We start from the raw sequence: 23823 nt of genomic DNA, 5'->3' as shown, positions 1-23823 counted from the left end.
TTGGCTTGGGCATCTGCCCTCCGCGAAGAGGGCGTACGGCTACCGGCGCCGTTCTTCTCTGCTTGCCCTCCATACCGACCAGCCCAGCGGCAGCATGCCGAACCACCGCTGGCTCCAGGGCTGCCGGACCGGCCGCTCCCGCTCCGCGGTGCGCGGTCGGTCCATGGCGACCACCATCTTCTCGGTAATGAACCGGACCAGTTCTTCTCCGTCCGAAGCCATGTCTCATCCCTCCATCCGCTTCCGGCTTCCTATACAATAAGGATGTCCGTCGGGGACCCGGTTCATTCGGGAGAGACACGAATAATTCTGCCTGCCGGGGAACAATCTAACAGAAGCGCTCCGAAGCGGCCAGCGGACCGGACGGAACCGCTCCCACTCTATATTCCAGGAGGGAACCCGCCTTGAGTGACCGATTTCTCGTCCCGCTTCGACCGATCGGACGGACGCTGCTGCTTGCGTCCTCTCTGCTGACGACCCTGCTTCTGCCGCCCTTCGGAACCGCCGACGCCGCCTCTCCGGAATCGGGACACCGGGAGACGCTGATCGGCCACGGCCACCGCATCATCCTGATCGACGCCGGGCACGGCGGCATTGACGGAGGCACATCCCACGGCAAAATTCTCGAGAAGGACATCACGCTCGCCATCTCCCGCAAGCTCTTCCTGCTGCTGCGCAGCGACGGCTTCGACACCGTGCTGAACCGGTTCGGGGATTATGCGCCCAGCGAAGACAACCGGTGGCTCCGCAGCCGTTCCCGGCATATGCGGGACCTGGCCCAGCGCAAAGAGCTGGCCGAGACGCTGCCCGCCTCCCTGGTCGTCAGCATTCATGTCAACTGGGCCAAGTCGCCGGCCAAGCACGGTCCGCTGGTCCTCTACCGCCAAGAGGGCCGAAGCTTCATGTTGGCCGAAGCGATCCAGGAGCAGCTCAATACGCTGTACGGCACCCAGGCCGATCCGGTACAGGGCAAGCCCTTCTACCTGCTGAACCGGATTTCGGCGCCGACCGTCATTGTAGAGGCCGGATTCGTCAGCAGCCCCGCAGACCGGGAGAAGCTGACGACGCCTAAGGGGCAGGAGGCGCTGGCCGAAGCCATTGCGACCGGCATCGCCGCCTATCTGATGGAGCTGTAGCGCTCTAGGGGAGCAGCGGCTTGGGCGTCCAATGCCACTCTTCCCGCAGCAGATCGGAAATGCCCACGAAGACCACTTGGTTCTTAAGCGACTCATATCCGGTCCGGATGCCGGCAGCCGTCTGCCGCCCCTGAACCCCTACATGTCCGATCGTAATGCAGAACCGGTTGTCCCGGGCCATCTTGCCCGCCAGCGACATCTGCTTCGACACATGGCCGGCGGTATGGATATCGTCGAGGAAGATCTGGTTCTCCACCTTCGGCAGCCCCATCTCCAGCGCCATCCGGCCGACGACCGAGCGGTAGTTGGTCTTGCTGTCCACGAAGAACAGGCCTCTCTCCCGGCATACGTCCAAAATAATCCGCATCACCCGCTCGTCGCCGGTGACCTTCGAGCCCATATGGTTGTTGATGCCGATGGCATACGGCACATCGTCCAGCGCCGCTTCGACCCGCTTGCGCACTTCGCCGTCGCTCATGCGGGCCAGCACCGCCCCGGGACCCAGCCATTCCGGCTTGCCCTGCCGGGGCTCCATCGGCAGATGCAGCAGCACATCGTCGCCCCGCTTGTGCGCGCGGGCGGCGTCGGCCTGGGTGGTCGGCAGAAAGGGCATGACCGCCACCGTCAGCTTCACCGGAAGCTCGAACATCTCGTCGGTGCCCTTCATGCCGTTACCGAGATCATCAATGATGATCGCCATCCGGCTAGGGGCGGGCCGCTTCTCTCCCGGAACCGGAGTCGAATCCGGCTTCGCCTGATCCCGGCCTGGGGCCGCAGCCGCCGCCGAAGCAAGCTCAACCGTACTCTCCTGTGAAACGCCTGCACGGTCTGCCGGGCCTAGCGCGTAAGCCGCCGGCCCCATCCCCATAACCGCGGCGGCCAGAAGCAGCGCCGCCGTCCATTTGGCCCCAAGCCGCAAGCCCCGTCCCCTTCCTTCGTCTCTGCTCGTCATCCCGTCTTCCTCCTTCTGCCTCAAGTGAAGAATGTTCTGCCTGTAAGGCTCATTCTTTGATTTCGGCGAAGGAAATATGTACGGGCCCTTACGGCCAAGTAATGACAGGTCTCCTCATCCGGTACCCTTTTTATTCCAGATATCCGGCGACCTTGACTGCCCGTTCCAGATCTTCCGGCCGGATGCGCAGCGTCGACCCGGATACTCCCGTCCCGCCGTATACCGCCTCATAGCGGAACAAGCCGCGATGCAGCACGACGGGCAGGCCGGCTTGAATCAGGGATATATCGCCTACCCTGCTGCCTGTCGCCGTCTCGGCTTCGGCCGGAGAAGCCATTTGCACCGTCTCCGCTCCCAGCACCGGCTTCAGCAGATCCCAGTCGATTGGCCCGCAATCCCCCGGAACAATCAGAGCAAAATAGCCCTCCGAACTTACTCCGATCAGCGTCGGAGCCGTCTGTCCCGGCTCAATGCCGAAGAAGGCCGCGCCTTCGCGCGCGCTTCGGATCGGCTTCTCGTGTCGGATAATCGCATAGTCCGCTCCCTGGGCGTCCAGCTTGGCCCGGAGGCGGTCCAACCGGCTGTCTTTATCGTCGCTCACCGTTTATTCTCCTCATTTCCTGTTAACTTGCGAGACCAGCAGGCATTCTCCATAAGCCTCGCACCAGGCCGGGATCATCGCCCGGACCAGCGTCTGGAACAGATCCAGACTCACCGCCTCAATCCCATTCATTCTGGCAGCCCCCTTCTATTCCTTCTGTTCCAGCCGGTACACCGCGCCGTTATCCATGAGGCCCCGGACAAAAAGACGCTCATGCCCAGGGTCCTGCTTGAACTCCATGATCCAAGTAGGGAAGACCCAGTCCATCCAGGTGCGCCGGCCTTCAACCGCAATTCCGACCGTATTGCCGATGCTCTTCCGTTCCGAGTCTTCCACCACGCCGACCAGCCGGTAGACCCTTCCGTCACGCCATAGCAGATTTCCCTTCTTCTCGTAACGGTCGGGTCCGGTACGCGTATGGACGGCATACCCGCCCGCTGCCATCAGTACGGTCAGAAGAAGCAGCAGGGCTGCCGTTCGTCTCCTTATCTTCATCCGGTTCCGTTCAGATTTTCCGGCCCAGATAGAGCGCATGGTTGCTGATTCCAAGCAGCGACGGCTCTTCGCAGGTCTTCAGGTGATACCGGCTCCAGACTTCGAATTGCGCCGCATCCAGACCGTCAATGACTTCCTCCATCATCATGCCGACGCCGTCCGCGGCCGCATGCGCCAGCATCACGGTCTTCCCATCCGCGAACATGCGCTCCATCTCCTCGGGGGTGTGAAAATAAGCGTCGGTCCAGAAGCAATCTTCGTCAGCCGAGCGGATCTTCCCCTCCTCCGCAATACGGGCCATCCAGCTCTCGGTCAGATAGCTCGTGCTTTCTTTCACAAGATAAGGGAATATAAAAGACCGGTTAATATAGGCCACCGCCAGGACGCCGCCGGGCTTCAGAACGCGAAGCGCTTCCTCTGCGCACCGCCGCCGGTCCTCCGTCTCCGTCAGATGATACATCGGCCCCAGACAGAGCACGGCATCATAGCTCTCCGACTCATAACGCGACAGGTTGGTCGCGTCGGCCTGCTCGGCGGATATTCTCCCTTCAAGGCCGCTTGCAGCGATTCTGGAGACCATCTGTTCCACATGCTTCGGAGAAAGATCGGTAGCCGTCACCCGGCAGCCGCGGGCTCCGTAATACAGAGAATAAATGCCCGCACCCGCGCCCAGCTCCAGAATGGAAGCGCCCGGATCAAGATGCCGGTCCAGCAGATGCGTGGTGGTCATGAACTCCAACCTTCCTGTATTGGTCCCGGTCAGTCTATCAGCCTCATTATAGCGTTCATAGTACTCCGTCACCGCATTCATTCGTATTCTCCCCCCAAGTTCCTTCTTCTCTTTCACATGAATCCATTCGACATTGTCCAGTTTTATCCTTTCCTGTTCTTCGCTGAAACGAGAAGAAGACCCCCAATCTCTCTCACGGGATCGGGGATCTTCCTGCTGTTAAGGATAGTTAGAGCAGATCGTTAGGAATTAATCAGTTCGTTCTGTACCAAGAGCCTGCGGATCATAGCTGCCGCTTCGGCGCGGGTCAGATCCGCATTCGGCTTCAGCTCGCCGCCGCTGCCCTTAATCCAGCCGGCGTTCACGGCAGACGCAACCGCCTGCTGCGCCCAGGCGCCGACGCGCCCGCCGTCGCGGTATGCCTTCAGCACATTGGCTGCTCCCGCCTGCTCCTGCACGCCGCCGCGCAGTGCCGCCGCCCGGTTCAGAATCGCCGCCGCTTCGGCGCGGCTGATGGAAGCCGCCGGTTGGAAGCTGCCGTCGGCATACCCGCTTACCAGCCCGTACGCCTGGGCGGAGCGGACAGTGGCCGCATACCAGCTTGCTGACGGAACGTCCTTGGGCAGAGCGGCGGATTTTCCATCGCTCTCTCCGTTATAGAGCCCCAGTCCGCGCATCAGCACCGCCGCGAATTCGGCGCGGCTGATCCTGCGATTCGGCTGGAAGCGGCCCTGAACATCGCCCTGAACGATCATCCGCGAAGCCAGGTCGGAGACATCGGCCCGGCTCCAGTGCTTAGCCAGATCCGTCAGCGAAGCCTCATTCCAGATCAGCGTATAGAGACTGTTGCTCATGCTGTTGATGATCGCCGTATAGCTGCCGTCGGTTTCGCGGACAATCCGGGTCGGAATATGTTTCAGCACGCCGTCCTTCGACAGAACAGCTGCGGTCGTGATCTTGGAAGCATCGACTCCCGCCGGAACGGCAATGCTCCGTTCCACATAACCGCTGAACTGGTCAATATTGACACGCTGGCCGCCATACTCCGCTGCGACCGTGAATTCCACCGGCGTTGCCGCCAATGCTACGCCCTGCTTCCCGGCGGCCGCTCCCGCCTTCGACGCCGAAGCCGCGTCCGCTTCTTCCATCGCAACGGAGATGGCAATGTCGGAGAGCGAATCCGCCGCCTTCAGCTGCTCGGCTACCTTGTCGATCCGGATCATCTTCGCAGGCAGCACATAGGAAGCAAAAGCGGTCTTTACTTCCACTTCCGCTCCCTTGCCTTCCATTGCTTTGACCAGCGTTCCATTCAACACGCCGACCACACGGTCCGCCGAAGAATTCTCCAGGGCCAGCGTCAACCGGCTCTGATTCTCCTGTTCAATCAGCTCCAGCGCTTTCGTGTTGTCCACCTTAATCTGGGTGACCGTACGCGATCCATCCGCCTTGCTCGAAGCTTCGGCATACGATGGCTGCTCCTGCCCGTTCAGATATACCTTGACTGCGGCCGGCTTCGGGGTGGCCGCCGGCCCATTGTCCCTGCTGGCCGAGATGACGCTGACATTCCCCCCGGTAACCAGGACGGAGAGAATATCGGGAAGAGCATTCTCGCCGAAGGCGGAGCCTGCGAACAGCAGCTCTTCGGAATTGCCTGCCGGCAGCTTCAGGGCGGTCCCGCCGACCGGGCCAACCGCCTTCACTTCAACGATGAACAGCACCTGTTCACCTGCAAGGGGATGCTCCGCAGCGCTGCCCGCACTCGTGTCCAGCCAGGCGGCGCGGACGGTTCCTTCCTTGCTGTCGATTCGGGAAGTGAAATAGCCCTTGGGGTCCGAAGCGCCCAGCGCCGGGTCCGCATTCCCGTAGATCGGGGTGATGCCGGTTACCTGAATGCGGGCCGGATCATACTCGATCTGAACATTATAGGAAGAGACGCCCCGGGCCGCGACGATCTTCACCGGCACGGAAGCCGCCTCTCCCGGAGACAGCGACGTGTCTCCGAGGATCAGCCTGACGTCCGGCTCTCCCGCCGCCGCGGCTGCGGCGGGCGGGGTCCAAGCGCTGCCCAGAAGCAGCGCAGCCGCCAGCAGCATCAAGGGCAGCCCCTTGAGGATACGAAGTATTTTTGGCATGAATGAATTCCTCCTGATTCTCGTTCACTGAGTCCCTGAAGACTAGTTGGTGTGATTGCCCAAATACACGAAGGTTCCCGCCGGATAGGAATTCCACTGATTGAGCCGGAATACGGACGAACCGCCATAAGAACCCGGCTTGCGCACAAGGGTTCCGCCCGAAGCCATGAAGGGATTCTGTCCAGTAGCGGTCGGATCGCCCAGCACATCAATGACCTTCCCGGAAGCATCGGTAATGACCAGCGCATTCAAGGTGAAGACAGCCGGATCATAGCCGTAGAACTCTTCGTTGAAATACGTAATGCCCGTGCTGTCCATGGCGTCATAGAAGTTGCGGTCCAGCATGATATACAGCATGTTGTTCTGCCAGGAATGCGGATTTAGCTCTATGGAAGTCGTCTCCACTTTGTTCGTAGCCTTCATGTACTTGTACAGCACGAGCTTGTAGCCGACATAATTGGCATTGGGCACCGAGCTGTAGATTTCGAGCGCCTGCCGGCCGTCCCCCGCATTCAAATATTCCGAGAAGAACGGTCCCGGTATGGCCGGGGCGGTCGTGAAGGTCCAGCTGTTCTTTCCGTCCAAGGCGGAGCTGTCGGCGCCACGGTCCGTGATGAATGCGCCGGCATCCATCTTCACGTAGTACGACGTGCCGTCGGCCAGCACATTCGGCCGGATCGTCGCAGCGGTGCCGGATACGGTTACCTTCGAGCTGTCGCCCGCATCGATCTGCTGCACAAGACTGTCGTCCGAACTACGGTAGATCGAGATATTCTTGCCGGATCCGGCCGTAATCGTCTTGTCAAAAGAGACCGTCAGCGCCCCGCGCTTGTCCGCCGCCGCCTCGCCGGAGGCGGGAGACAGAGTCACAACCTTGGGACCGCTCTCGCCAATCACGGCCATTGCAGGCGACTGCGCCGGCTTGCCGCTCTGAAGCGCGCCGGATTTGGCCGTGACGCTGAAGTTCGGGACAATCTCGTCGAACGGCGTGCCGTCATAGTTCAGCATCAGGTAAGCACTGCCGCCGTCGGCATAGACCGCGTCCATCACGGTCACTCCGGCGGGAGCGTTGTTCAGCTCAAAGTCGCCGCTGCCCAGCGTATCCTTGAAGGCGTCTCCCGTTATTTCAAGCAGCAGAACCGCTCCTCCGTCGTGCATCATCTGCACGGCCGAGAATTCGCTGGCGGTATTCGCAGCCGTGAATCCGCGCGGGTCCGGGGTTGCGAAGCTCCAGGCCCCTTCGGTCAATCCTGCAAACGGGTTGCCGCTTGTGTCCGTCAGCGCTCCGGGCTCGATCTCGATGCCGTAGCGGGACAGTTCCAGAAGCCCCGGGTTCGCAATCGTTACACTGGCGCCGTTCACAAGAATATTCGCGGGATCATCGGCGGCATATTCGGCTACAACAGCCTGGGTGTCCAGATTGCGCACAATGATTTTCTTGCCCGCCTGCGCCTGTACCGGCTCATTAAATGTCGCGGTCAGAGCCGCCGAAAGGGCAACTCCGGTCGCGGATGCAGCCGGGAGCGTTCCGGACAGAACCGGTGCGATCGTATCCGGCGTCGAGAAGCTCCAGGCGCCCTCCCCGGACAGTCCGGCGAAGACGTTGCCTCCTTCATCCTTGAACGCTCCGCTATCCACCTCTACATAGTAGCCCGTGCCGTCGGCAAGACCCGGATTGGCGAGAGTCACGACACCGTCCGCAATCTGAACGGCAGCCGGATCGTTGGCATTATAGGTCGCCACAACCGTATGATCGGACGCGCGCATAATACGGATCTGCTTATTCACCGCCGCGGTTACTTTCTCGCTGAATTCCAGGACGAGAGGGGCCGTTCTTCCTGCGGCGGCCGATCCGCGTACGGGACTGAAGCTCGCCGCCGTCGGCGCTGTAAGATCCGGAACGCTGAAGTGCCAGCCGCTGTTGTCCGCGATTCCGGCAAAAGCATTCCCGGCCTTATCCGTCAATGCTCCCGGCTCAACCGTTACGTAGTAATCCGTCTTCTCCTGAAGCTGGAGACCGGTAAGCGTAACCGCAGTTCCTGCGACCGCCACGCGGGAAGAATCCGCCGCATCCATTTCAAAGACCGCGCTGTCGTCATCCTTCAGATGAATGATGATCTTCTTGCCCGCTACCGTTTGAACCGGTTCGCTGAACGTCATCTTCAGAGGTTCTTGGACTCCGGCGGCAGCGGTTCCGTTCACCGGCAGTGTCGAAGCGAGCTGCGGCGGAATCGTATCCACCATCGCGAAGCTCCAATCGGTGCTGCCGTCCAGCGCCGCTGATCCGTTGCCAGAGGCGTCCTTGAACGCTCCTGCAGAAATATTGACCTGATAGTGCTTGTCCGCGCTAAGACCCGGGTTCTTCACAGTGACCTGATTGCCTTGAACGGTCACCTTGGCAGCGTCGTCCGCGTCAATCGCCGCAGCTGCCGTCTGGCTCGCCATATCATAGACCGTAATCGTCTTGCCGGACACGGCTTCTACCGTCTCGCTGAAGGTCAGCACAAGGTCGCTGCCCGGAAGAACCTGCTGCGCGTGATTGGACGGGGTCCAATCGGTCAGGGCCGGCGGCGTGACATCCGCTACCGTAAAGTCCCAGTCCGAGGACCCGGTCAACCCTTCGGCCGCATTGCCCGCCAAATCCGTGAAGGTCCCTTCCGCCATCGTGACGTAGTACGTCTCCAACTCTTCCAGCGCATCCGGTTTGATCGTGACAACCGCACCCTGAACCGTGACCCGCGAGGCGTCGTCTGCCGGGAGGGTCTGGGCAACGCTGCCGTCGGCACGGTGCAGAACCACCGTTCCGCCCGCTGCCGCCTGAACCTGTTCATTGAAGGTCAGCACCAGACTGCTGTCTGGGAGCACTTTCTTCGAATGGGCCAGAGGCAGCAGCGAGGAGACCAGAGGGCCGTTCATATCCGGAGTGGTCAGGCGCCAGTCATTGGCATTCGTCCAGCCCGCGAACGGATTGCCCGCCAGATCGACAAGGGCGCCCGATTCAACCGTAATGTAATAGTCGGTCAACTCCTGAAGATCCAGGTTGCGCAGCGTAACCCGACTGCCGCTGAAGCCGATATGGGCGGCATCGTCCGCCCGGTATTCCTTGACCAGCGTATGATTAACAGTGTACAGAGCGATAACGCCGCTGCCGGCTTTGACCGGTTCGTTAAATTCAAGCGCAAGCTCTCCCCCGGCCTGCTGCTTCGTCAAAGCGCCGGAAGGCGACGGAGCCAAGGCCAGCTCCGGAGGAGCGGTGTCCGGTACAAAGGATGCCGAAGCCAGGGTAACCGGCACTCCCTGCGCGCTGCCGCCGGCCGCCCGCGGCGTCACCTCTGCGAACAGATAGAAGCCAAGATCCGCTTCCCCGATTCTATAGGACTTCCCGGAAGCGTTCCCGATCAGGGCTTTATCCGAACCGTCGGCCTGTCTCCCCCGGTACCACCGGTAAGAAGCGGCCGTCTCTGCGTCCTCTTCGGCGTCATAATAACGATATTGCGCCGTGAGTGTTCCCGTAACCTTCAGTTCGCCTTCCAGCCGTCCGTCCGCGATGCCCGGAGCATCGTTGACTTCCAGCAGATTCACGATATAAGTCGGGGCAACAGAGCTGCTCTTGCCCACATATCCGGTCAGAAGAGCCGTAGAATCCGCCAATGTGACCACGCCGTCCCGGTTAATATCGTAGAGGTTGATTTCTTTAGGCGTTAAAGGCGTTTTGCTGTTCACCAGCTTGGTAATATAGAGAGCATCCGCCGATGTGATCTGACCGTCACCGTTGATGTCGCCGGTCTTGCTGACATCGACCATCCAGGTATCAACCAGTGCTTCCGCGCCCGGCTTCCCGGCCCGCAGCTCAATCTCCGCCTTGCCGGCTGCCAGAATATTCAATACCAGCTCCCGGCCTTCAACGGAGGCTGTAACGGAACTGCTCTTCGATATGGCCGACCAAGCTCTGGAGCTGTCGAAATTCCAGGCCCGGTGTTCGCTCAGGTCCACGCGGATCGTCGTTCCGCCGGTCTGGATGGCGGTGCCGCTGGCGCTCAGCCAGCCAATGTCCACATTCCGGACAGGCGTGAGAATCGACGAGGCCGGAGATCCAGCAGCGAATCCTGTATTTCCGGCCGGCGCTGCGGCCACAAGGGCACAGAGCAGCAGCAGCTTCACTCTGAATCCCGGAGATTTGTAGCGTTGATTAGTGTCTTTCATCCACTGCCCACTTTCCCTTCCGAATTCCCCTCGGTGATGAAGGATTGATTACGGAGATTCCCATCCGTAACGTTGTTTGTCGGCAGATCGTGTGACAAATGTTATAGCCAATTTTATGATGTAAAAAATTAATTTTCCGCCCTCTCCGGACAACAAAAAAGAAGCTCCAGTCCAAGGACTGAAGCTTCTTTCGGAATGCGGTCGAGAGGACTCGAACCTCCACGGGGGGTTAGCCCACACGGACCTGAACCGTGCGCGTCTGCCAATTCCGCCACGACCGCGTATCATAGTGATTCCGGTTAACCGGCCACAAAAAATATCATACCATCTGCCCAAGCGAGACGTCAACCTTAAATTTATACAGATAAATTTGATTAATTTTCTGGATATTTATTGCTTTCAATTGCAGGAAAATGTATAATAAGAACAAAGGTTCGCATACTACAATTGAGGTGATATCCATGGCGATGATCGCGAAATTCGAGCCCGAGACAACCCGGGAAGAACTTGCTCTGGTTCGCAGTTACCTGCTTCTGACGTTTATTCATAAAGTATTTGAACGCGACTGCCGGACCATCGGCAAGAGCGGTCTGTTCAAGATGCCCCAGCTGTATATGGAGCTGATCTCCGTCGGAGCCAAGAAGACCGCCCTCATGCTGCAGGAAGTGAACCGGGAACTGGCTTCCCAGAACATCAGCATCACCACGATCCGCCAAGATCAGCGGGGCGTTGAAGCCGAATACAAATGCCGCGGTTATGTCGGCGAGATGAAGATTGACTGGCAGAGCTTCCGCAAGGAAATGACCCTGCGCATGCGGGCGTATCTGGGACTGGCGGGCGAATACTCCATTCTTGCCCGCGACGAGATGAAGACACAGCTGGCCGTGAGCCTGTAAGCCCCATTATATAGGAAGACAGAACACAAGCCGCCCGGATCGAGCCTTCGATCCCGGGCGGCTTATTCTTGCTTCTCGGCGCTGCTGCTTCCTCAATCAGAGTCGGTCTCGATCAGGTTCGGTCTCGGCTCCTTGGCCGGCATAATGAGATAGTCCCGGCTCAGCTTGACGACGTTCCGGTTCGGGCGGCGGATCATGACTTCCTTGTCATTCCAAGCCAGCACAATTCCCCGGACATCATTGCTATCCAGACCGTCCCGGACCACCCGCACCTTCTCGCCGGAAAGCCGGTAGGCGTTCAACTCTTCATCGCTGATCATAAGCTTCCCCCTCTCCGCACGATTAAAAAAGACCACAATGAAGGTCATTGAGGTCTTGTTAATATAACACGAACGTGAACGATCACGAATTAGATCAAAGCCTCGTTCTTCTCGAACCAGTAGTCCAGCACTTTCGCGGACATGACCCGTTCTTCCACATATTGAACCTGGTTGGTCGTGAACAGATCCCGCCAAGCGTAATCCAGTTCTTCGCACAGACCGGCAATGGTCAGCAGCTCGGACCAGGCTACATAGCGCTTATACCAGAAGAATTGAGGATGTTCGATCATATAGGGGTACAGATCATCAAAGTCCGTATGCTTGCAGTCGAGCGCCCGCTCGAAGTGATCCTTGGCCTCGGTTAGTTTATCAATAAAGAATTGCTCTGTCACCGGTTCTTTCCCCATTGTGACGCCTCCTCTCCTATGTCTGTCTTTAATTATAATGGAAAAAACATAGGCTGGAAAGTCGATGTTAAAAAATTAGGCAATGTTCCCGAATTCGTCAGAAATTTCATTCCTCAAAAGCAATCTGGCCGCCGGCCAGCGACCGGATGCGCACCAGCGATTCCACGCGAACCCCCTGCTCGCGGATCGTCCGCGCCCCCGCTTCAAAGCACTTCTCCACCACGACCCCGAATCCGGCCAGCTCCGCTCCCGAACGGTTAATGATCTTAATCATGCCGCGCGCCGCGTCGCCGTTCGCGATAATATCGTCGATGAACAGCACTTTATCCTCGGGCGAAATGTACTGGCGGGAGATCATGATGTCCGTCACAATCCCCTTCGTGAAGGAAGGCACCCGTTCGCAGAGCGCGTCGGGGTCGGCGAGCAGCGTTTTTTTGCGGCGGGCAAATACCAACGGTACGTTCATCTCATAGGCGGTTGCAAATGCCACGGCAATACCCGAAGATTCCACGGTCACAATCCGGGTCACTCCCTGATCCGCGAACCGGGCGGCGAACTCCCGTCCCATTTCCATCGTCAACTGCGGGTCCACCTGGTGGTTCAGCAGACCGTCCAGCTTCAGCACCTGATCGGATACGACGATTCCTTCCTCCAATATCCGCTTCTTCAATAATTCCATGACCCTCTGCCTCCATTTATTCCAAAATGCTTGCGTTCTCCCCCGCCCGTTCTCCGGCTTCTGCCGGAGTCGCGGGAGTCATGTCCTTCTGATCCCCATCATAACCTGTACTATATGCGGTGCACAAGCCATTCCGACAGGCATTCGCCGGCTGGCCGGCCTGCGCCAAGACGCCTTGGAGGGATTGCCATGAGATCGACTCTTCGCTCGCTGCAAATCGCTTTTACGTACATCGGCACCATCGTCGGAGCCGGGTTCGCGACGGGTCAGGAAATACTCCAGTTCTTCACCCAATACGGCCGCTGGGCCCTTCTGACCATCGTTCTCTCGACGGCCGCATTCGTCTGGCTGGGCTGCAAAATGATGTTGCTGGCCCACCGGATCAAGGCCCGCTCCTACGAGGATTTCAACCGGCACCTGTTCGGCGAAGGCGCCGGCAGCCTTATCAGCCTGTTCACCCTGCTGATTCTGATTGGCGTCAACAGCATCATGCTCGCCGGAGCCGGAGCCATCTTCCAGGAGCATCTCGGTCTGCATACCCAGACCGGCCTTATCTTGACCGTCGTCGGCTCCTACCTGCTGCTCCAGCGCGGAATATCCGGCATCATGCAGATGAACAGCATCGTCGTGCCGCTCATGCTGACCCTGTCGCTGGTCATCATCCTGAACACCTTCGGCACCCCGGACCCGCTCCGCTATATGCTGCTCGATACCGAGCGCAGCCCCTGGATGGCCTGGCTCTCGCCGCTTCTCTACACCGCCTTCAACCTGGGTATGGCCCAGGCCGTACTCGTGCCGCTGGCGGCAGAGTGCAAGGACGAGCGGACGCTGAAGCTCGGAGGCCTGATCGGCGGACTCGGCATCGGCTTCATGCTGATGGCGGCGCATTTTGCCATGAGCGCCCAGATGCCGGGCATCCTCCAATTCGAGATCCCGATGGGCAGCATTGCCTTCAGCCTCGGCCCGGTCGTCCGCCTCATCTACCTGGCACTGATCTTCATGGAAATCTTCAGCACCTTCGTCGCCGACATCTACGGCGTCTCCCTCCAGCTCCAGCAGCGGCTCCCCCTCCCCGCCAGACTCGTCACTCCGCTGCTGATGTTGATCTGCTACATCTTCAGCCAGTTCGGCTTCAGCTCGCTGCTGTCCGTCTTCTACCCCCTCTTCGGCGCTCTGGCGCTGGTCTGGGCGTTCAAGCTGATCCTGACGCCGCCCGTTCCGCCGGGCGGTGAGGATTATGCAGGGGGAGGCAGCAGTAAAGGGGTGGTGATGCCTGTGCCGGTGGTGCGGGAGAGGGAGAAGTAAGAGGAGCGTAGAAGAAGGGGATTAAAAAAGGCGGCCATCCGGGGGGATGGCCGTCTTTGAGGATATAGGGTTTGTAAAACGGGAAGATTAGTGCTTTTTCTTCATAGGATTTTAAGTCCTGAAACGGCTATATTGGCCCCTCTTCTACATGACGGGAAGACCGGGCAAAAAGCCTCTATCCATGCGGGTTTAAGGCTCTTTTTGGTGTTCCATACTCTCTATGTTCGAGGATTTGGATATGGAGCCATGTTAGCAAAAATGTTAGCAAACTGATTGGACAGGAAAGCATGCTTCTCCTACAATATTGAATAACCAAACATTTCTTATTATTTTTCCACTTCTAAAATGACATTTTCATAGCTCGAATCTAGGATCGCTTTGGGGTTTTGATTGTACCCAAGTTCTTCTTTTGTATATATAGGTACACTACTAGAAAGATAGTCTTTTAATAGCCTATCCGTAACATATTTATTATTACGCAGGACTTCTAATACATCACCACTTAATGCTTTAACTAAATGATGAGTCCATATTCCATTATTTAAGGTATCACTTGAATAAGAACTTTGTCCTGGTTGGCAAGATAGGAATGTTGCATAGTACGGAAATTCATTAGTTAGTAATACTAACTCTTCATCATTAATATCAGTAATTTGGCTACGTTCATTTTCATCCTGAAAGCTTTGTGCACAAGCATCAATAAATATAAGTGCATTTTCGCAATTTGATTTTTTTAAAGGATCAAGTAGAAGCTTACGTAAAGAAATTGCAGTTTCTGCAATATGATATTGATGCATGTCGTAAGTTGATAAGTAATTTGTAATACCATTGTGGAAACCATGGCCAACATAATAGAACACTAAGCGATCTTCTCTTGTTAAATAATTGAATAAGCCCCTCAAATCGTATTCCAAGCTACTTTTTAAAGCTTTCTCATCCATAAACATATAGATATCATCTTCATCGACATTCATAGTATTTTTTAATGTTTCTTTAAATTTTAGTGCATCATTAATAGCATACTTCACCCTTGATACTTGATTCTCGTCTCTTGGAGCATAGTTTTCTATTGCTATTATAATCGCTATGGTTTTTTGGGGCCTAGTAACATTCAGTTTAGGTTTATATTCTGATATCTTTTCTTCTAAGACACTGTTTGATTCTTCTCTGATGTATTTTTGGCTCTCCAATAATATATCTTCATTTGCCTTTTCTATTTTAATTACGAAAATGGACTTTCCCCGACTTTTTAACCAATTATAAGTTACTATTGGAATAGGTGAAAGAAGAGAAATTGCTTTTTTTGTAATTTCAACAATTTGAAAATCATTACTCAATCCAACAATTTCATTTACAACCGCTGATTTTTCTCTAATTCCAAAAATCAATGTTCCTCCATTTGTATTAGCAAATGAAGCAATTATCTTCGCTATTTTTTGTGGAACATATGGTACAGCATTAAATTCTAATACTTCAGATTTAGAATCATTAAGAATTGTTTCTAGTTCCGATTCTGTGATATCTATATTTCTTATAGGAATTCTATTGACTTCAGTTTTTCTTAGGAACTGTCCTAACGTTATTTGTTTAGGGACATTTATACCATCTTCGCACCAAAGTTCAGCGTCCACATATTCAAGAACATCAAATTCGGAGGTCGAATAAATTAATACATGATCATTATCTGAAGGTCTAGCTACTACAGTTATCTCGTTACCATTTTTCGTAATTCCACCAATAATGCTGTCTGCAATAATATAAGAATATGAACACTCGTATTCCGGCAATCTCTTCAAATGTTCTATTACATTAGCTACTGCTCTTGGAATACGTTGTTGGATATACTGTAATTTACTATATTCGTGCTTTGTAATATGAAAAAACTCTGGGGATATCTGTTTTTCATTAATTGCAATCTCAATATCTGCAAAAGAATTTATCTTTTGATTTTTTTCTTCAGCTATGAAATTACCACCTGCGTCTAGAATTCCCTCCGGTATGTTCAACTCTTCCTGAATAAAGTACTTTTGAATCTCGTTGACAGTAGATCTAAGTAAAAAATCTAATTTTTTATCATGACCTACTAGGTCAAAACAAACGCACAAAACTTCAGATAACCTTAGTAATACACTATTAGAGTTCCAAGGGTTTGTTACATAAAGGCTAGTTTCATTAAAATGAACATTAACGCTCTTGATAAAATTAATACCTTGATACGTAATTTTAAGATCTTCAGCCTGAAAAAAATTTAAGGTTTCAATTTTGCATTGTATATTCTCTATACTGATTCTTGTTTTAGCATCAATATCCTCATTTTCAATCCATATTTTAAAAAATGGAATAATACTATTCAATTGAGTTCTTAAGTCCGAACACTCTTCCTTTTGAGTGTGGACTAACTCAAACTCACTTTGTCTCAATAACTTTACTTTTAAATGCTTTAAAAATGTTTGTAGATTAGGATTTTTTTTATTTTCAGCATTGAGCGATATAAAATAATACTGATCTTGAAAAATAACTTCGTTGCCATCTAAGAAATACTTAAGAGTATTACATTCAGTGAATTGCCTCTTGGTATTCAATAAAAAACCGGCATCTGCCCATTCTTCAACTTTTGAAATATCATCTGTGCTCCAATTAGCACATTGAGCTAATAATGCGGAATAAACAGATTGAATTTTATTGTAATTCTCATTTTTAAGGAATCCATTATTATCAACATCTGCTGAAATTTTAGTAAGTAAAGTTAAATAATCCGACAATTCCAGGCTTGTTTTAAAATTAAAGAATGATTTCCAATCCGCAGATAATTCCGGACCTTTGAACACTTTTAAGTATTTTCCTGATATACCTTTTATCTCTTCGGTATTAAGAAACACAGAAGAAGAAGCTTCACATTCTCCTGAAAGAGTAGGAATGCATTTTAAATTTTTAACAAACCATGGGATAAAGTTTTCGATTTTATCGCCAGTTATTCGCCCATCTCTACCCTCGTATCCCCAATATGCAGTTGCTGGTGCTTTAATTATATCAGGCGAATAGTTTTCTATACAGTCAGACCAAAATTTCAAAGCAAAGGTAGAGTTATTTTCTGTAAGTTGTATAAAATTCATAGTTAACATATTACTAAAAACATCTGCTATAAAAGTACTATATGCAGGGGTAAACCGTTTATCCTTAGTTTCAAAATATTTATCATTAAAATCCTCCTTAATTAATTCTGCTCTTGACGTTTTCTGTGAATATGATAACGGTTTAATTCCTTCTTGAACCCCAAGAATTTTTAAAAAACGTTTCCATTCATCTTTTTCCAGGACATTTGTACAATATGATTCTTGAACAAAAATATCTTCTTCTAAAATTTTCTCAATTTCCAACCGTGGTTTATAATAATCAGAAAGATAACAATCTTTGGCTGGACACAAAGAATTTCTTTGGGTTAGTAGCTTTAGTCTTGATAGTTGCCTTATCAATTCTTCTTTAAGGGTTCCCTTTCTATATAAACTAAACAAATCCCAAACTGTTTGTAAGGCATTCTCGGGTGTTATATATTCATCGATTTTTGGCAATATGGTTTGGCTTATATAGGTAATATCTGTTTTTTCCTTTACTCCTAAACTCTCAAGCCAATGTCTACTTTCTAAATCTTCGAAAAGCCAATTCTGTAGATCTCGATGCAAAAAAGATAAGTCACTATTGGGATTATCCCAGTTTTGATCATCTGCTGTAGGAATACATACTTGGTATGGATAATTAATGCAATTTTTATGATCCCAAAGAAAAGGCATTTTAGTAAGTTCAACTTTCGAAATGTCATTTCCCTGATCAATTTCACAGATTTTTTTAAAGTGCTTTATAAGTTCAATATTATTTGAAATAGTATGTGTATCAGTAAAATACGTTGAAGAAAGGAACGCCTTGAGTTGTTTCCATTCAAAGCATGAAGAACCAAGCCTTTTAAACTCAAGAAAATAATTAGAATTTCCAGCGAATTTTTTCGCATTATTTTTATCAATATATTTCTTAATAGGTTCTTCTCCTATAAAGGACTTCTCAGATAAATGGGTGAAATCAACTATCGTTTCTTCAATTTTAATTAACTGCCCTTCTCTAGAAACAACAAATGGAATATTTTTCAGGGCATACTTAATACCCTCATTAAATTTCTTTCCCAACTCGTTAGAATGACTATCTAAATGACTATCTTTAGGTATTAATTGATATGCTTGAAATCGAATCTGAGTACTCACTAAATTTGAAATCCACTTAAAAATCTCAATGGCAATTGTTTTAAAAAGCCATTGGTTCCATTTTGAATCTACATGCAGAGATTCACGATTTGAAGTGGTTAGAAAACTTGAATTCACAAGTACTGGGAAATTGTATTTTGTCTCACCAGTTGGTAAATATGAATATATAAGTTTTTCTTGATTTGAAAGTTTAGCAATACCATCAAGCCCAATTCTAGCAGCTAAAGACAACTCTACAGAATCAGCCTTAAGTAATTTTTCAGGGATATTCCGTTCATCCTGCAGTACAGCTTTTAAATCATTAGGAACCGTTAGATTAATTGTATTTATTAACCACTCTACCTTTGGACTATTACCTTTTTGCAAAGTGATTTTACCCTCAATAGTTCTATCGATTTTAACAGTAACTAATTCTGTTATTTCAAAATTAATTTCAGAGATATTTTTAAGAAATAAGAACATGTTTAAGTTCTGAGATAGGCTTTGAACAGCTTGACTCGTCTCGTTTACATTCTTCATTTGAATTATTGTCGCAACATTCGCACCAATATATTCAAGAAATTTACTGATAGGTCCAAAAACTTCATGTGACTCTGTAAATATAGGTATTATTTGCCAAGGAAATTGAAATTCTCGGTCATTATTTTTCTCCCATGTTAGTTTTGGTTCTTCCCATTTCCATTCAAATGAATAAGAAGAGTCAAATCTAAAATATTCGCCTTTTGTAAATATCGTAACTTTATCAGATTGTCCAAAAACCGATTTAAAACCAATTCCTTTATAGCCAGTTTTCGTTATATCTGATTTTTTAGTTCCATTATTTACGTTGCAAATTCCTTGAAGATCACGAGTAGTGAATGGTTTACCTGAATGAGCAAAGACTAAACTATCACCAAAAATCTTTATCCAAACTTTCACATTCCCTTTTTCATTAGAAGAATCATCTGCATTTTGTAAAAGTTCATAAATAAATCGCTTAGAATCAGTATATAAGTCACCTGATAATGCATTAAGTGAACTAGCTTGGTTTACTGCTTGACTAGGGTTTGCATAATTAGTGTTTTCTGAAAAAATTTTTTCAACATCTTCTTTTAAACTCATTTGAATGTTCCTTTCATTCTTTTGCTTACGCGTTAGAGTTCACCTAATATGAATTAATAATTGATCGTTTAAACTGTTAAATTAATCCTTCTCGGGCCACCCCAACGGAATTAACCCATCAATCCCTTTTTTCCACTTTTTCTTCACCGCGTTAACATATTCAGGATAATTTTTAAAATATGCATGTTCAATAACAATAATCTGCAATGATTCTCCACGCTCCACTTCTTTAAAAAGGAGTTCAAAATACTGTAAGAGCGCCTCCCTATCCCTGTCCATTTCTTCATCAGCTATTTCAACCATTGAAGGCTCTTTATCTGATGGAAAATATGGTCGACTAAGTTGATCGATCAGTAAAACTCCCGGAACAGGTCGATCCCGTTCAAAAAAGTGTCTATGTAAAGCAAGAAGTATAGATACATGCAGACTTAAATAGTTTTCATCTGATCCTACATCTCTCATGTACTCTATGCGAGAGGGAAGTGATACGCCTGCTTTAAAATCTCTTAAGTTTAAATAAAGAGGGTTGTCTTTATATCTTTGCTCAAAGGGTAATTTCGATATTATGGTTTTTGCAATATCAGCTATCCTTCTTTCGGCATTTTCAAGGGCCTCTTTTCTTGCGTCAATATTAAGCTCTTCTCCTAGCGATTCAATTCTTTCTTTCAATCTAGGGATGTTTGTTTTAAATCCTTGCGTTTTCTTAGAAGCAACTTGACGCACAGAATTTAAGTACAATTCTATTTTCCCGATCAGACGATTTCTTCGGTCATTTAAACCTAGCCCCAACTCGTAGGAGTCATTATCTTTAATGAGTGCTGAAATCTCAGCTTGAATAACACTCATATTTTCTTCTGCAACTGCTAGAGATTCTTTTAACCAATTAATGTAATCATCAAGTTTAGGCCGTTCTTTTTCGATAGAACTTATATCTGAGCGAACCTTCTCAACAGATTCATTGATTTTTTTAATAGATTCGTTTTTTCTTTCCAAAGCCTGATTACATAATGGGCAGGACTCTGGTTCAACGGGATTTTTAAAAATATTGATTATTTCAAGTCTTTGTTTTTGACTATGTGTTGTGTTTTCAAAATGTGAAGCTGCATCAATGGATTTTTTTGCATAATTAATGCGTCTTTTGATAGAGATAATCTCACTCTGAGATTGTGAAAGCTGATCATATAAAGACGAAAGGGTGTCTTCTGCTTCTGTACTTGGAGACAATGGAGTCCATTTACTGACCTCTTCAAGCATCTCGTTAATCTTTAACTCAGACATACCTAAATTGGGTAAAGAGCTTAAACCAAGTTCCGCAGCTTCATATAAAAATGTATTAGCCTTTAAACTACTTGATATTCGTTCATCTTCAGAACTGTTTTTTTCTAAACGACGAAGCTCTTTTTGTAGACTCTTCAACTCAACTTCTTTAGCCATTGTTTCTTCATTAATCAACCCGAGATAGTATGGTAAAGCATCAATAATCGTCTGTCGTTTCTCATAATCCTCTGTTCCACGAATCAATATAGTTTTATTAATGATAATATTGTCATCCTGTAACAAATATGGGACTGCACTTCTCAAGCTAATTGTCTTACTGTCTCTATCACTATCATAAATCTCACTTTTCACGTCTCCAATTCCTAAAAGACGTTCAAACTGCCTAAGTGCCCCTTCTAAATTGGTTGATTCTGGTATACTATCTGCTGTATCTGGGATGGTCAAGTTCTTTCCCTTTAAGCAATGCATAGTAACGGAAGATTTCTGAGGTGCACGAGGAACCTTTCTAAACATTGCAAATTGGGTTTCATTTTTTCTCCAAAGCACTCCAACCCAAGAGACACTACGTCTCACATAAGAAGGAATGTGACATTCTTTTGAACCCAAAACGTAGTCAATAATCTCAGGTAGGGCGGATTTACCCGTCTGCGAATCCCCGGTAATGATGTTTACCTTTTCTAAATCAAAGGTTATTTCACTTCGTCTGTTATCATGACTATATAAAAATACTCCCTGAATGTTCCATCTTCTCATAAAATAACCCCAGACTAATTAAGATACTTGATGAAGATTCCATTTGAGACATCCAATTACCTAGTTTTTTTGATGCTGATGCTATTTCTTTAAGCTCGTCAGAAAGACTATTTACTTTCTTCATGATGAGTCCTTTATTAAGCGTAGTTAAAGTACCGTCATCTTGGAACTGTAAGATTTTATTGCTTACTCCAAAAATAATAGCTTCTTTTGAGATCGAACTTGTCTTTTCCACTCTCTCGCTGAAACGCAGTAATGTTTTTTGATTTCTAGAAACCCATGCATGTAATCCCGTAGCTGAATTAGTCCCTCTGAAGTCTTTTCGTATGCTTTCTGACAACATCAAAGGAAGGGGAAGAAAAAGCAAGAGATATGGACAACCTTGCTTATTATTGCTCTCATATCCCTGTAAAAAAGACCACAATACAAATGAACCTAATGCCGGATTAGTGATTGAATAAGTATCCGAGGAGATCATTGTTCATCACTCAACATTTCTTTGAATTTGGGGTGCCACCCCACCTTTAACTCCTCAGCCATCTGTTGATATGATCCATGAATTAAAAAGTGCTGTTTCCATTCACTCCGAATTGGATTGATATGTAGATGTGCATCAGAATACACCCATTCTAACAATTCTAACCCCTTTTTCTTACATAAAGATTCAGATTCTTCCAACAAGTCATCCTGCATAGGGCCATGCCTATCAGACCAGGCTTCCAGTAAGACACTGTCGTATTCTTCAAGTTCGAAAACATTTAAAATGTCATCCGTAATCCATTTTTCTCTTTGATTCCTTGCCCGCCATCTTGCAAGTGCAGCACGCTTTTTCCGACTGAAACCTCCATTAACAATGTCAATTTGTTTTTCCATAAAACCACCAAATTCGGGTTCAAGGCTGATAGGTGTTTGCTTAGAATAATCATCAGGTAGATTATTATCCTGAAATTGTCCTATCAAACTTTGCAACTGAAATAATAATTCAGCTTTACGAATAGGTTGTTTAGGATTTAAAGACCTCATGTCCCACCATTCCAGTAATCGATTAGCTATTTTCGATCTTAACTTATTCCCTACCATATCTTCTAATTTTTTAATAACTTCGCTGTAAACCTGAAAAATGTGAAAATTATTTGAGCGAATTGTTATTCTATCAATTAAAGAGAGACGATCCTCCGGAGATAACCCCATAAAGGATTGGCACCCATGTATCTTTGTCTCAAACGGCAGGATCTCCGCTTTAGCTAAAACTGCCTTCTCTCTTATATCGATCACTCGTTGTGCTTCCTCAGCCATCAAATCAACAATGTCCTGTCTTTGTCCTTTACCTTTTACTAATTTCTCTAATGGACTATCAACAGAAACTGTATCATTCGTTACAAAAAACAACTCATGTTTGTCTATGGAAGCAAATCGAGACCAAATTCTTATTGTTTTCCAGAAACCATCATTTTTGATTGTAAGAGAAGAAGGACGATTCGTTGAATGTTTTAACTGATATAGCTTTGTAGTATCTCTTCCTTTCAAAACAATATCATCATCAGCTTCTATGTAGACCTCATCCAAATCATCTACTGATTCATTCCATAACACAATCAAGGCATAAAACGGCTCAAATCGATAACCTAAGTAAGGGGCTTGAGCAGAGTGAATACTTGTTGACAGGTTAGCCACCTCCTAAAGAACCATGGATAGACTTTAGAACTAAGTCAAAATACATAATTCGTCAATAATCTACCATCTCCTTCCAAACACGCGTTCTATTTAAGGGAATTATGTAAATATGGCGTAAATTTGAAAATTTCAAATCTATATTATACATACGATAACCAGAAATCTTTTGGGAGGTTAAACATTATGCAGAAAGCTGGGGAGAATGATCTGAGGCAATTAGTATCCGAATCACTAAGAGAAAGCAACGACAGCTACACAATTCAAGAGCTTTTCGAGCGCTTCCCTACGGCTTCAGAACTAATGGATGTATCCGAGCAACAGTTAGTATCTATAAAAGGAATCGGCAAAGGAAAAGCCCGGCAAATTACTGCTATGCTTAAGCTTGCTAAGGCACTCACATACCCGGAGCAGTCTAACAATGCTATCCGAAATCCCAGAGACGTTTATAATCTCCTAGAACCCGAACTCCGTTTTGAACAAAAAGAACACTTCATCTGCCTTTTCCTCAATACCAAGAACCGTCTCATCTTCAAAGAAGTCATCTCCATAGGCTCTCTGAACGCCGCCATCGTTCATCCCAGAGAAGTATTCCATGCAGCAATCAAACGCTGTAGCGCCTCGCTCATTTGCGCTCACAACCACCCGAGCGGAGACCCGGAGCCGTCAATTGAAGACGTCAATCTAACAAAACGGCTCATAGCCGCTGGGGAAATCATTGGAATACAAGTCCTTGATCATATAATTATTGGCGGAAATCGCTTTTACAGTTTGAAGGAGCACGACTTGATATAATCCTATCTTCACCTTGTTAATTTGTTAATGTATGTTCCTCTTACTAAAAACCTCTCCATAAATACCTCTGGCATTTGAATTGCCATACCCTGTATTAATTCATGGTTATAACCACTTAA

18 protein-coding genes and 1 tRNA gene are annotated in these 23823 nt (G+C 48.9%); 4 read left to right on the top strand and 15 right to left on the bottom strand.

From position 1 onward, the window contains the following. Window positions 1–39: 39 nt before the first annotated feature. On the bottom strand, window positions 40–222 hold the full coding sequence (locus RBI05_RS01630; RefSeq protein WP_310549892.1) for a YqzE family protein: 183 nt from the start codon (window positions 220–222) through the stop codon (window positions 40–42). A 182-nt stretch (window positions 223–404) separates the two neighbouring features. On the opposite strand from RBI05_RS01630, the gene RBI05_RS01625 reads away from it, so the two are divergent. Continuing rightward, window positions 405–1136: an N-acetylmuramoyl-L-alanine amidase gene (locus tag RBI05_RS01625; protein ID WP_310549891.1), complete on the top strand. Its 732-nt coding sequence runs from the start codon at window positions 405–407 to the stop codon at window positions 1134–1136. A 4-nt stretch (window positions 1137–1140) separates the two neighbouring features. Here RBI05_RS01625 and RBI05_RS01620 read toward each other — a convergent pair whose 3' ends face one another. The 7 genes from RBI05_RS01620 to RBI05_RS01590 form a co-directional block, all read right to left on the bottom strand. Further along, a complete protein-coding gene (locus RBI05_RS01620; RefSeq protein WP_310549890.1) occupies window positions 1141–2088 on the bottom strand; it encodes a divergent polysaccharide deacetylase family protein in 948 nt (315 codons plus the stop codon). A 130-nt stretch (window positions 2089–2218) separates the two neighbouring features. Further along, entirely contained in the window at window positions 2219–2689 is a 471-nt protein-coding gene (locus RBI05_RS01615) for an aminoacyl-tRNA deacylase (RefSeq protein WP_310549889.1), read from the bottom strand. A 147-nt stretch (window positions 2690–2836) separates the two neighbouring features. Further along, the gene (locus tag RBI05_RS01610) at window positions 2837–3184 is read right to left on the bottom strand and encodes a hypothetical protein (protein ID WP_310549888.1); all 348 of its coding nucleotides are present in this window, start codon (window positions 3182–3184) and stop codon (window positions 2837–2839) included. 10 nt (window positions 3185–3194) lie between these two features. Continuing rightward, window positions 3195–3995: a class I SAM-dependent methyltransferase gene (locus RBI05_RS01605; RefSeq protein ID WP_310549887.1), complete on the bottom strand. Its 801-nt coding sequence runs from the start codon at window positions 3993–3995 to the stop codon at window positions 3195–3197. 161 nt (window positions 3996–4156) lie between these two features. Continuing rightward, a complete protein-coding gene (locus tag RBI05_RS01600) occupies window positions 4157–6046 on the bottom strand; it encodes an S-layer homology domain-containing protein (RefSeq protein WP_310549886.1) in 1890 nt (629 codons plus the stop codon). 42 nt (window positions 6047–6088) lie between these two features. Next, window positions 6089–10249, bottom strand: coding sequence for an Ig-like domain-containing protein (locus RBI05_RS01595; protein ID WP_310549885.1), 4161 nt, complete (start codon window positions 10247–10249; stop codon window positions 6089–6091). Between the two features lie 196 nt (window positions 10250–10445). Then, a tRNA-Leu gene (locus RBI05_RS01590) sits at window positions 10446–10530 on the bottom strand. 180 nt (window positions 10531–10710) lie between these two features. On the opposite strand from RBI05_RS01590, the gene RBI05_RS01585 reads away from it, so the two are divergent. After that, on the top strand, window positions 10711–11145 hold the full coding sequence (locus RBI05_RS01585; protein ID WP_310549884.1) for a hypothetical protein: 435 nt from the start codon (window positions 10711–10713) through the stop codon (window positions 11143–11145). A gap of 92 nt (window positions 11146–11237) precedes the next feature. Here RBI05_RS01585 and RBI05_RS01580 read toward each other — a convergent pair whose 3' ends face one another. The 3 genes from RBI05_RS01580 to RBI05_RS01570 form a co-directional block, all read right to left on the bottom strand. Then, entirely contained in the window at window positions 11238–11465 is a 228-nt protein-coding gene (locus RBI05_RS01580; protein WP_150458282.1) for a hypothetical protein, read from the bottom strand. A gap of 89 nt (window positions 11466–11554) precedes the next feature. Next, window positions 11555–11872 carry a hypothetical protein gene (locus RBI05_RS01575; protein ID WP_310549883.1) on the bottom strand — a complete coding sequence of 106 codons (318 nt, stop codon included), beginning with the start codon at window positions 11870–11872 and terminating at the stop codon, window positions 11555–11557. Between the two features lie 106 nt (window positions 11873–11978). Continuing rightward, window positions 11979–12551 carry a xanthine phosphoribosyltransferase gene (locus RBI05_RS01570; protein WP_310549882.1) on the bottom strand — a complete coding sequence of 191 codons (573 nt, stop codon included), beginning with the start codon at window positions 12549–12551 and terminating at the stop codon, window positions 11979–11981. Between the two features lie 189 nt (window positions 12552–12740). Here RBI05_RS01570 and RBI05_RS01565 point away from each other — a divergent pair, with 189 nt between their 5' ends. Further along, complete coding sequence (locus tag RBI05_RS01565) at window positions 12741–13856, top strand: YkvI family membrane protein (RefSeq protein ID WP_310549881.1); 1116 nt, start codon at window positions 12741–12743, stop codon at window positions 13854–13856. 326 nt (window positions 13857–14182) lie between these two features. On the opposite strand, the gene RBI05_RS01560 is transcribed toward RBI05_RS01565, so the two are convergent. The 4 genes from RBI05_RS01560 to RBI05_RS01545 form a co-directional block, all read right to left on the bottom strand. After that, entirely contained in the window at window positions 14183–19207 is a 5025-nt protein-coding gene (locus RBI05_RS01560; RefSeq protein ID WP_310549880.1) for a sacsin N-terminal ATP-binding-like domain-containing protein, read from the bottom strand. Window positions 19208–19288: 81 nt separating this feature from the next. Further along, window positions 19289–21238, bottom strand: coding sequence for a DUF3732 domain-containing protein (locus tag RBI05_RS01555; RefSeq protein WP_310549879.1), 1950 nt, complete (start codon window positions 21236–21238; stop codon window positions 19289–19291). Next, complete coding sequence (locus RBI05_RS01550) at window positions 21201–21716, bottom strand: three component ABC system middle component (protein ID WP_310549878.1); 516 nt, start codon at window positions 21714–21716, stop codon at window positions 21201–21203. The genes RBI05_RS01555 and RBI05_RS01550 overlap by 38 nt, the downstream gene beginning before the upstream one ends. Beyond that, window positions 21713–22912: an ABC-three component system protein gene (locus RBI05_RS01545; RefSeq protein ID WP_310549877.1), complete on the bottom strand. Its 1200-nt coding sequence runs from the start codon at window positions 22910–22912 to the stop codon at window positions 21713–21715. Before RBI05_RS01545 ends, RBI05_RS01550 begins: the two co-directional genes overlap by 4 nt. A gap of 183 nt (window positions 22913–23095) precedes the next feature. On the opposite strand from RBI05_RS01545, the gene radC reads away from it, so the two are divergent. Continuing rightward, the gene (radC, locus tag RBI05_RS01540; RefSeq protein ID WP_310549876.1) at window positions 23096–23704 is read left to right on the top strand and encodes a RadC family protein; all 609 of its coding nucleotides are present in this window, start codon (window positions 23096–23098) and stop codon (window positions 23702–23704) included. The last annotated feature ends 119 nt before the right edge of the window (window positions 23705–23823 follow it).

Origin of the sequence: Paenibacillus glufosinatiresistens (genome assembly GCF_031470375.1) — a bacterium.
Lineage (GTDB): Bacteria > Bacillota > Bacilli > Paenibacillales > Paenibacillaceae > Paenibacillus_AQ > Paenibacillus_AQ glufosinatiresistens.
This window is presented reverse-complemented; position numbering and strand designations above follow the sequence as displayed.

What these genes read in the sequence shown, in the direction of transcription:
- RBI05_RS01630 (WP_310549892.1), bottom strand. Translation starts at nt 222, where the DNA reads ATGGCTTCGGACGGAGAAGAACTGGTCCGGTTCATTACCGAGAAGATG.
- RBI05_RS01620 (WP_310549890.1), bottom strand. Translation starts at nt 2,088, where the DNA reads ATGACGAGCAGAGACGAAGGAAGGGGACGGGGCTTGCGGCTTGGGGCC.
- RBI05_RS01610 (WP_310549888.1), bottom strand. Translation starts at nt 3,184, where the DNA reads ATGAAGATAAGGAGACGAACGGCAGCCCTGCTGCTTCTTCTGACCGTA.
- RBI05_RS01605 (WP_310549887.1), bottom strand. Translation starts at nt 3,995, where the DNA reads ATGAATGCGGTGACGGAGTACTATGAACGCTATAATGAGGCTGATAGA.
- RBI05_RS01600 (WP_310549886.1), bottom strand. Translation starts at nt 6,046, where the DNA reads ATGCCAAAAATACTTCGTATCCTCAAGGGGCTGCCCTTGATGCTGCTG.
- RBI05_RS01595 (WP_310549885.1), bottom strand. Translation starts at nt 10,249, where the DNA reads ATGAAAGACACTAATCAACGCTACAAATCTCCGGGATTCAGAGTGAAG.
- RBI05_RS01585 (WP_310549884.1), top strand. Translation starts at nt 10,711, where the DNA reads ATGGCGATGATCGCGAAATTCGAGCCCGAGACAACCCGGGAAGAACTT.
- RBI05_RS01580 (WP_150458282.1), bottom strand. Translation starts at nt 11,465, where the DNA reads ATGATCAGCGATGAAGAGTTGAACGCCTACCGGCTTTCCGGCGAGAAG.
- RBI05_RS01575 (WP_310549883.1), bottom strand. Translation starts at nt 11,872, where the DNA reads ATGGGGAAAGAACCGGTGACAGAGCAATTCTTTATTGATAAACTAACC.
- RBI05_RS01570 (WP_310549882.1), bottom strand. Translation starts at nt 12,551, where the DNA reads ATGGAATTATTGAAGAAGCGGATATTGGAGGAAGGAATCGTCGTATCC.
- RBI05_RS01565 (WP_310549881.1), top strand. Translation starts at nt 12,741, where the DNA reads ATGAGATCGACTCTTCGCTCGCTGCAAATCGCTTTTACGTACATCGGC.
- RBI05_RS01560 (WP_310549880.1), bottom strand. Translation starts at nt 19,207, where the DNA reads ATGAGTTTAAAAGAAGATGTTGAAAAAATTTTTTCAGAAAACACTAAT.
- RBI05_RS01555 (WP_310549879.1), bottom strand. Translation starts at nt 21,238, where the DNA reads ATGAGAAGATGGAACATTCAGGGAGTATTTTTATATAGTCATGATAAC.
- RBI05_RS01550 (WP_310549878.1), bottom strand. Translation starts at nt 21,716, where the DNA reads ATGATCTCCTCGGATACTTATTCAATCACTAATCCGGCATTAGGTTCA.
- radC (WP_310549876.1), top strand. Translation starts at nt 23,096, where the DNA reads ATGCAGAAAGCTGGGGAGAATGATCTGAGGCAATTAGTATCCGAATCA.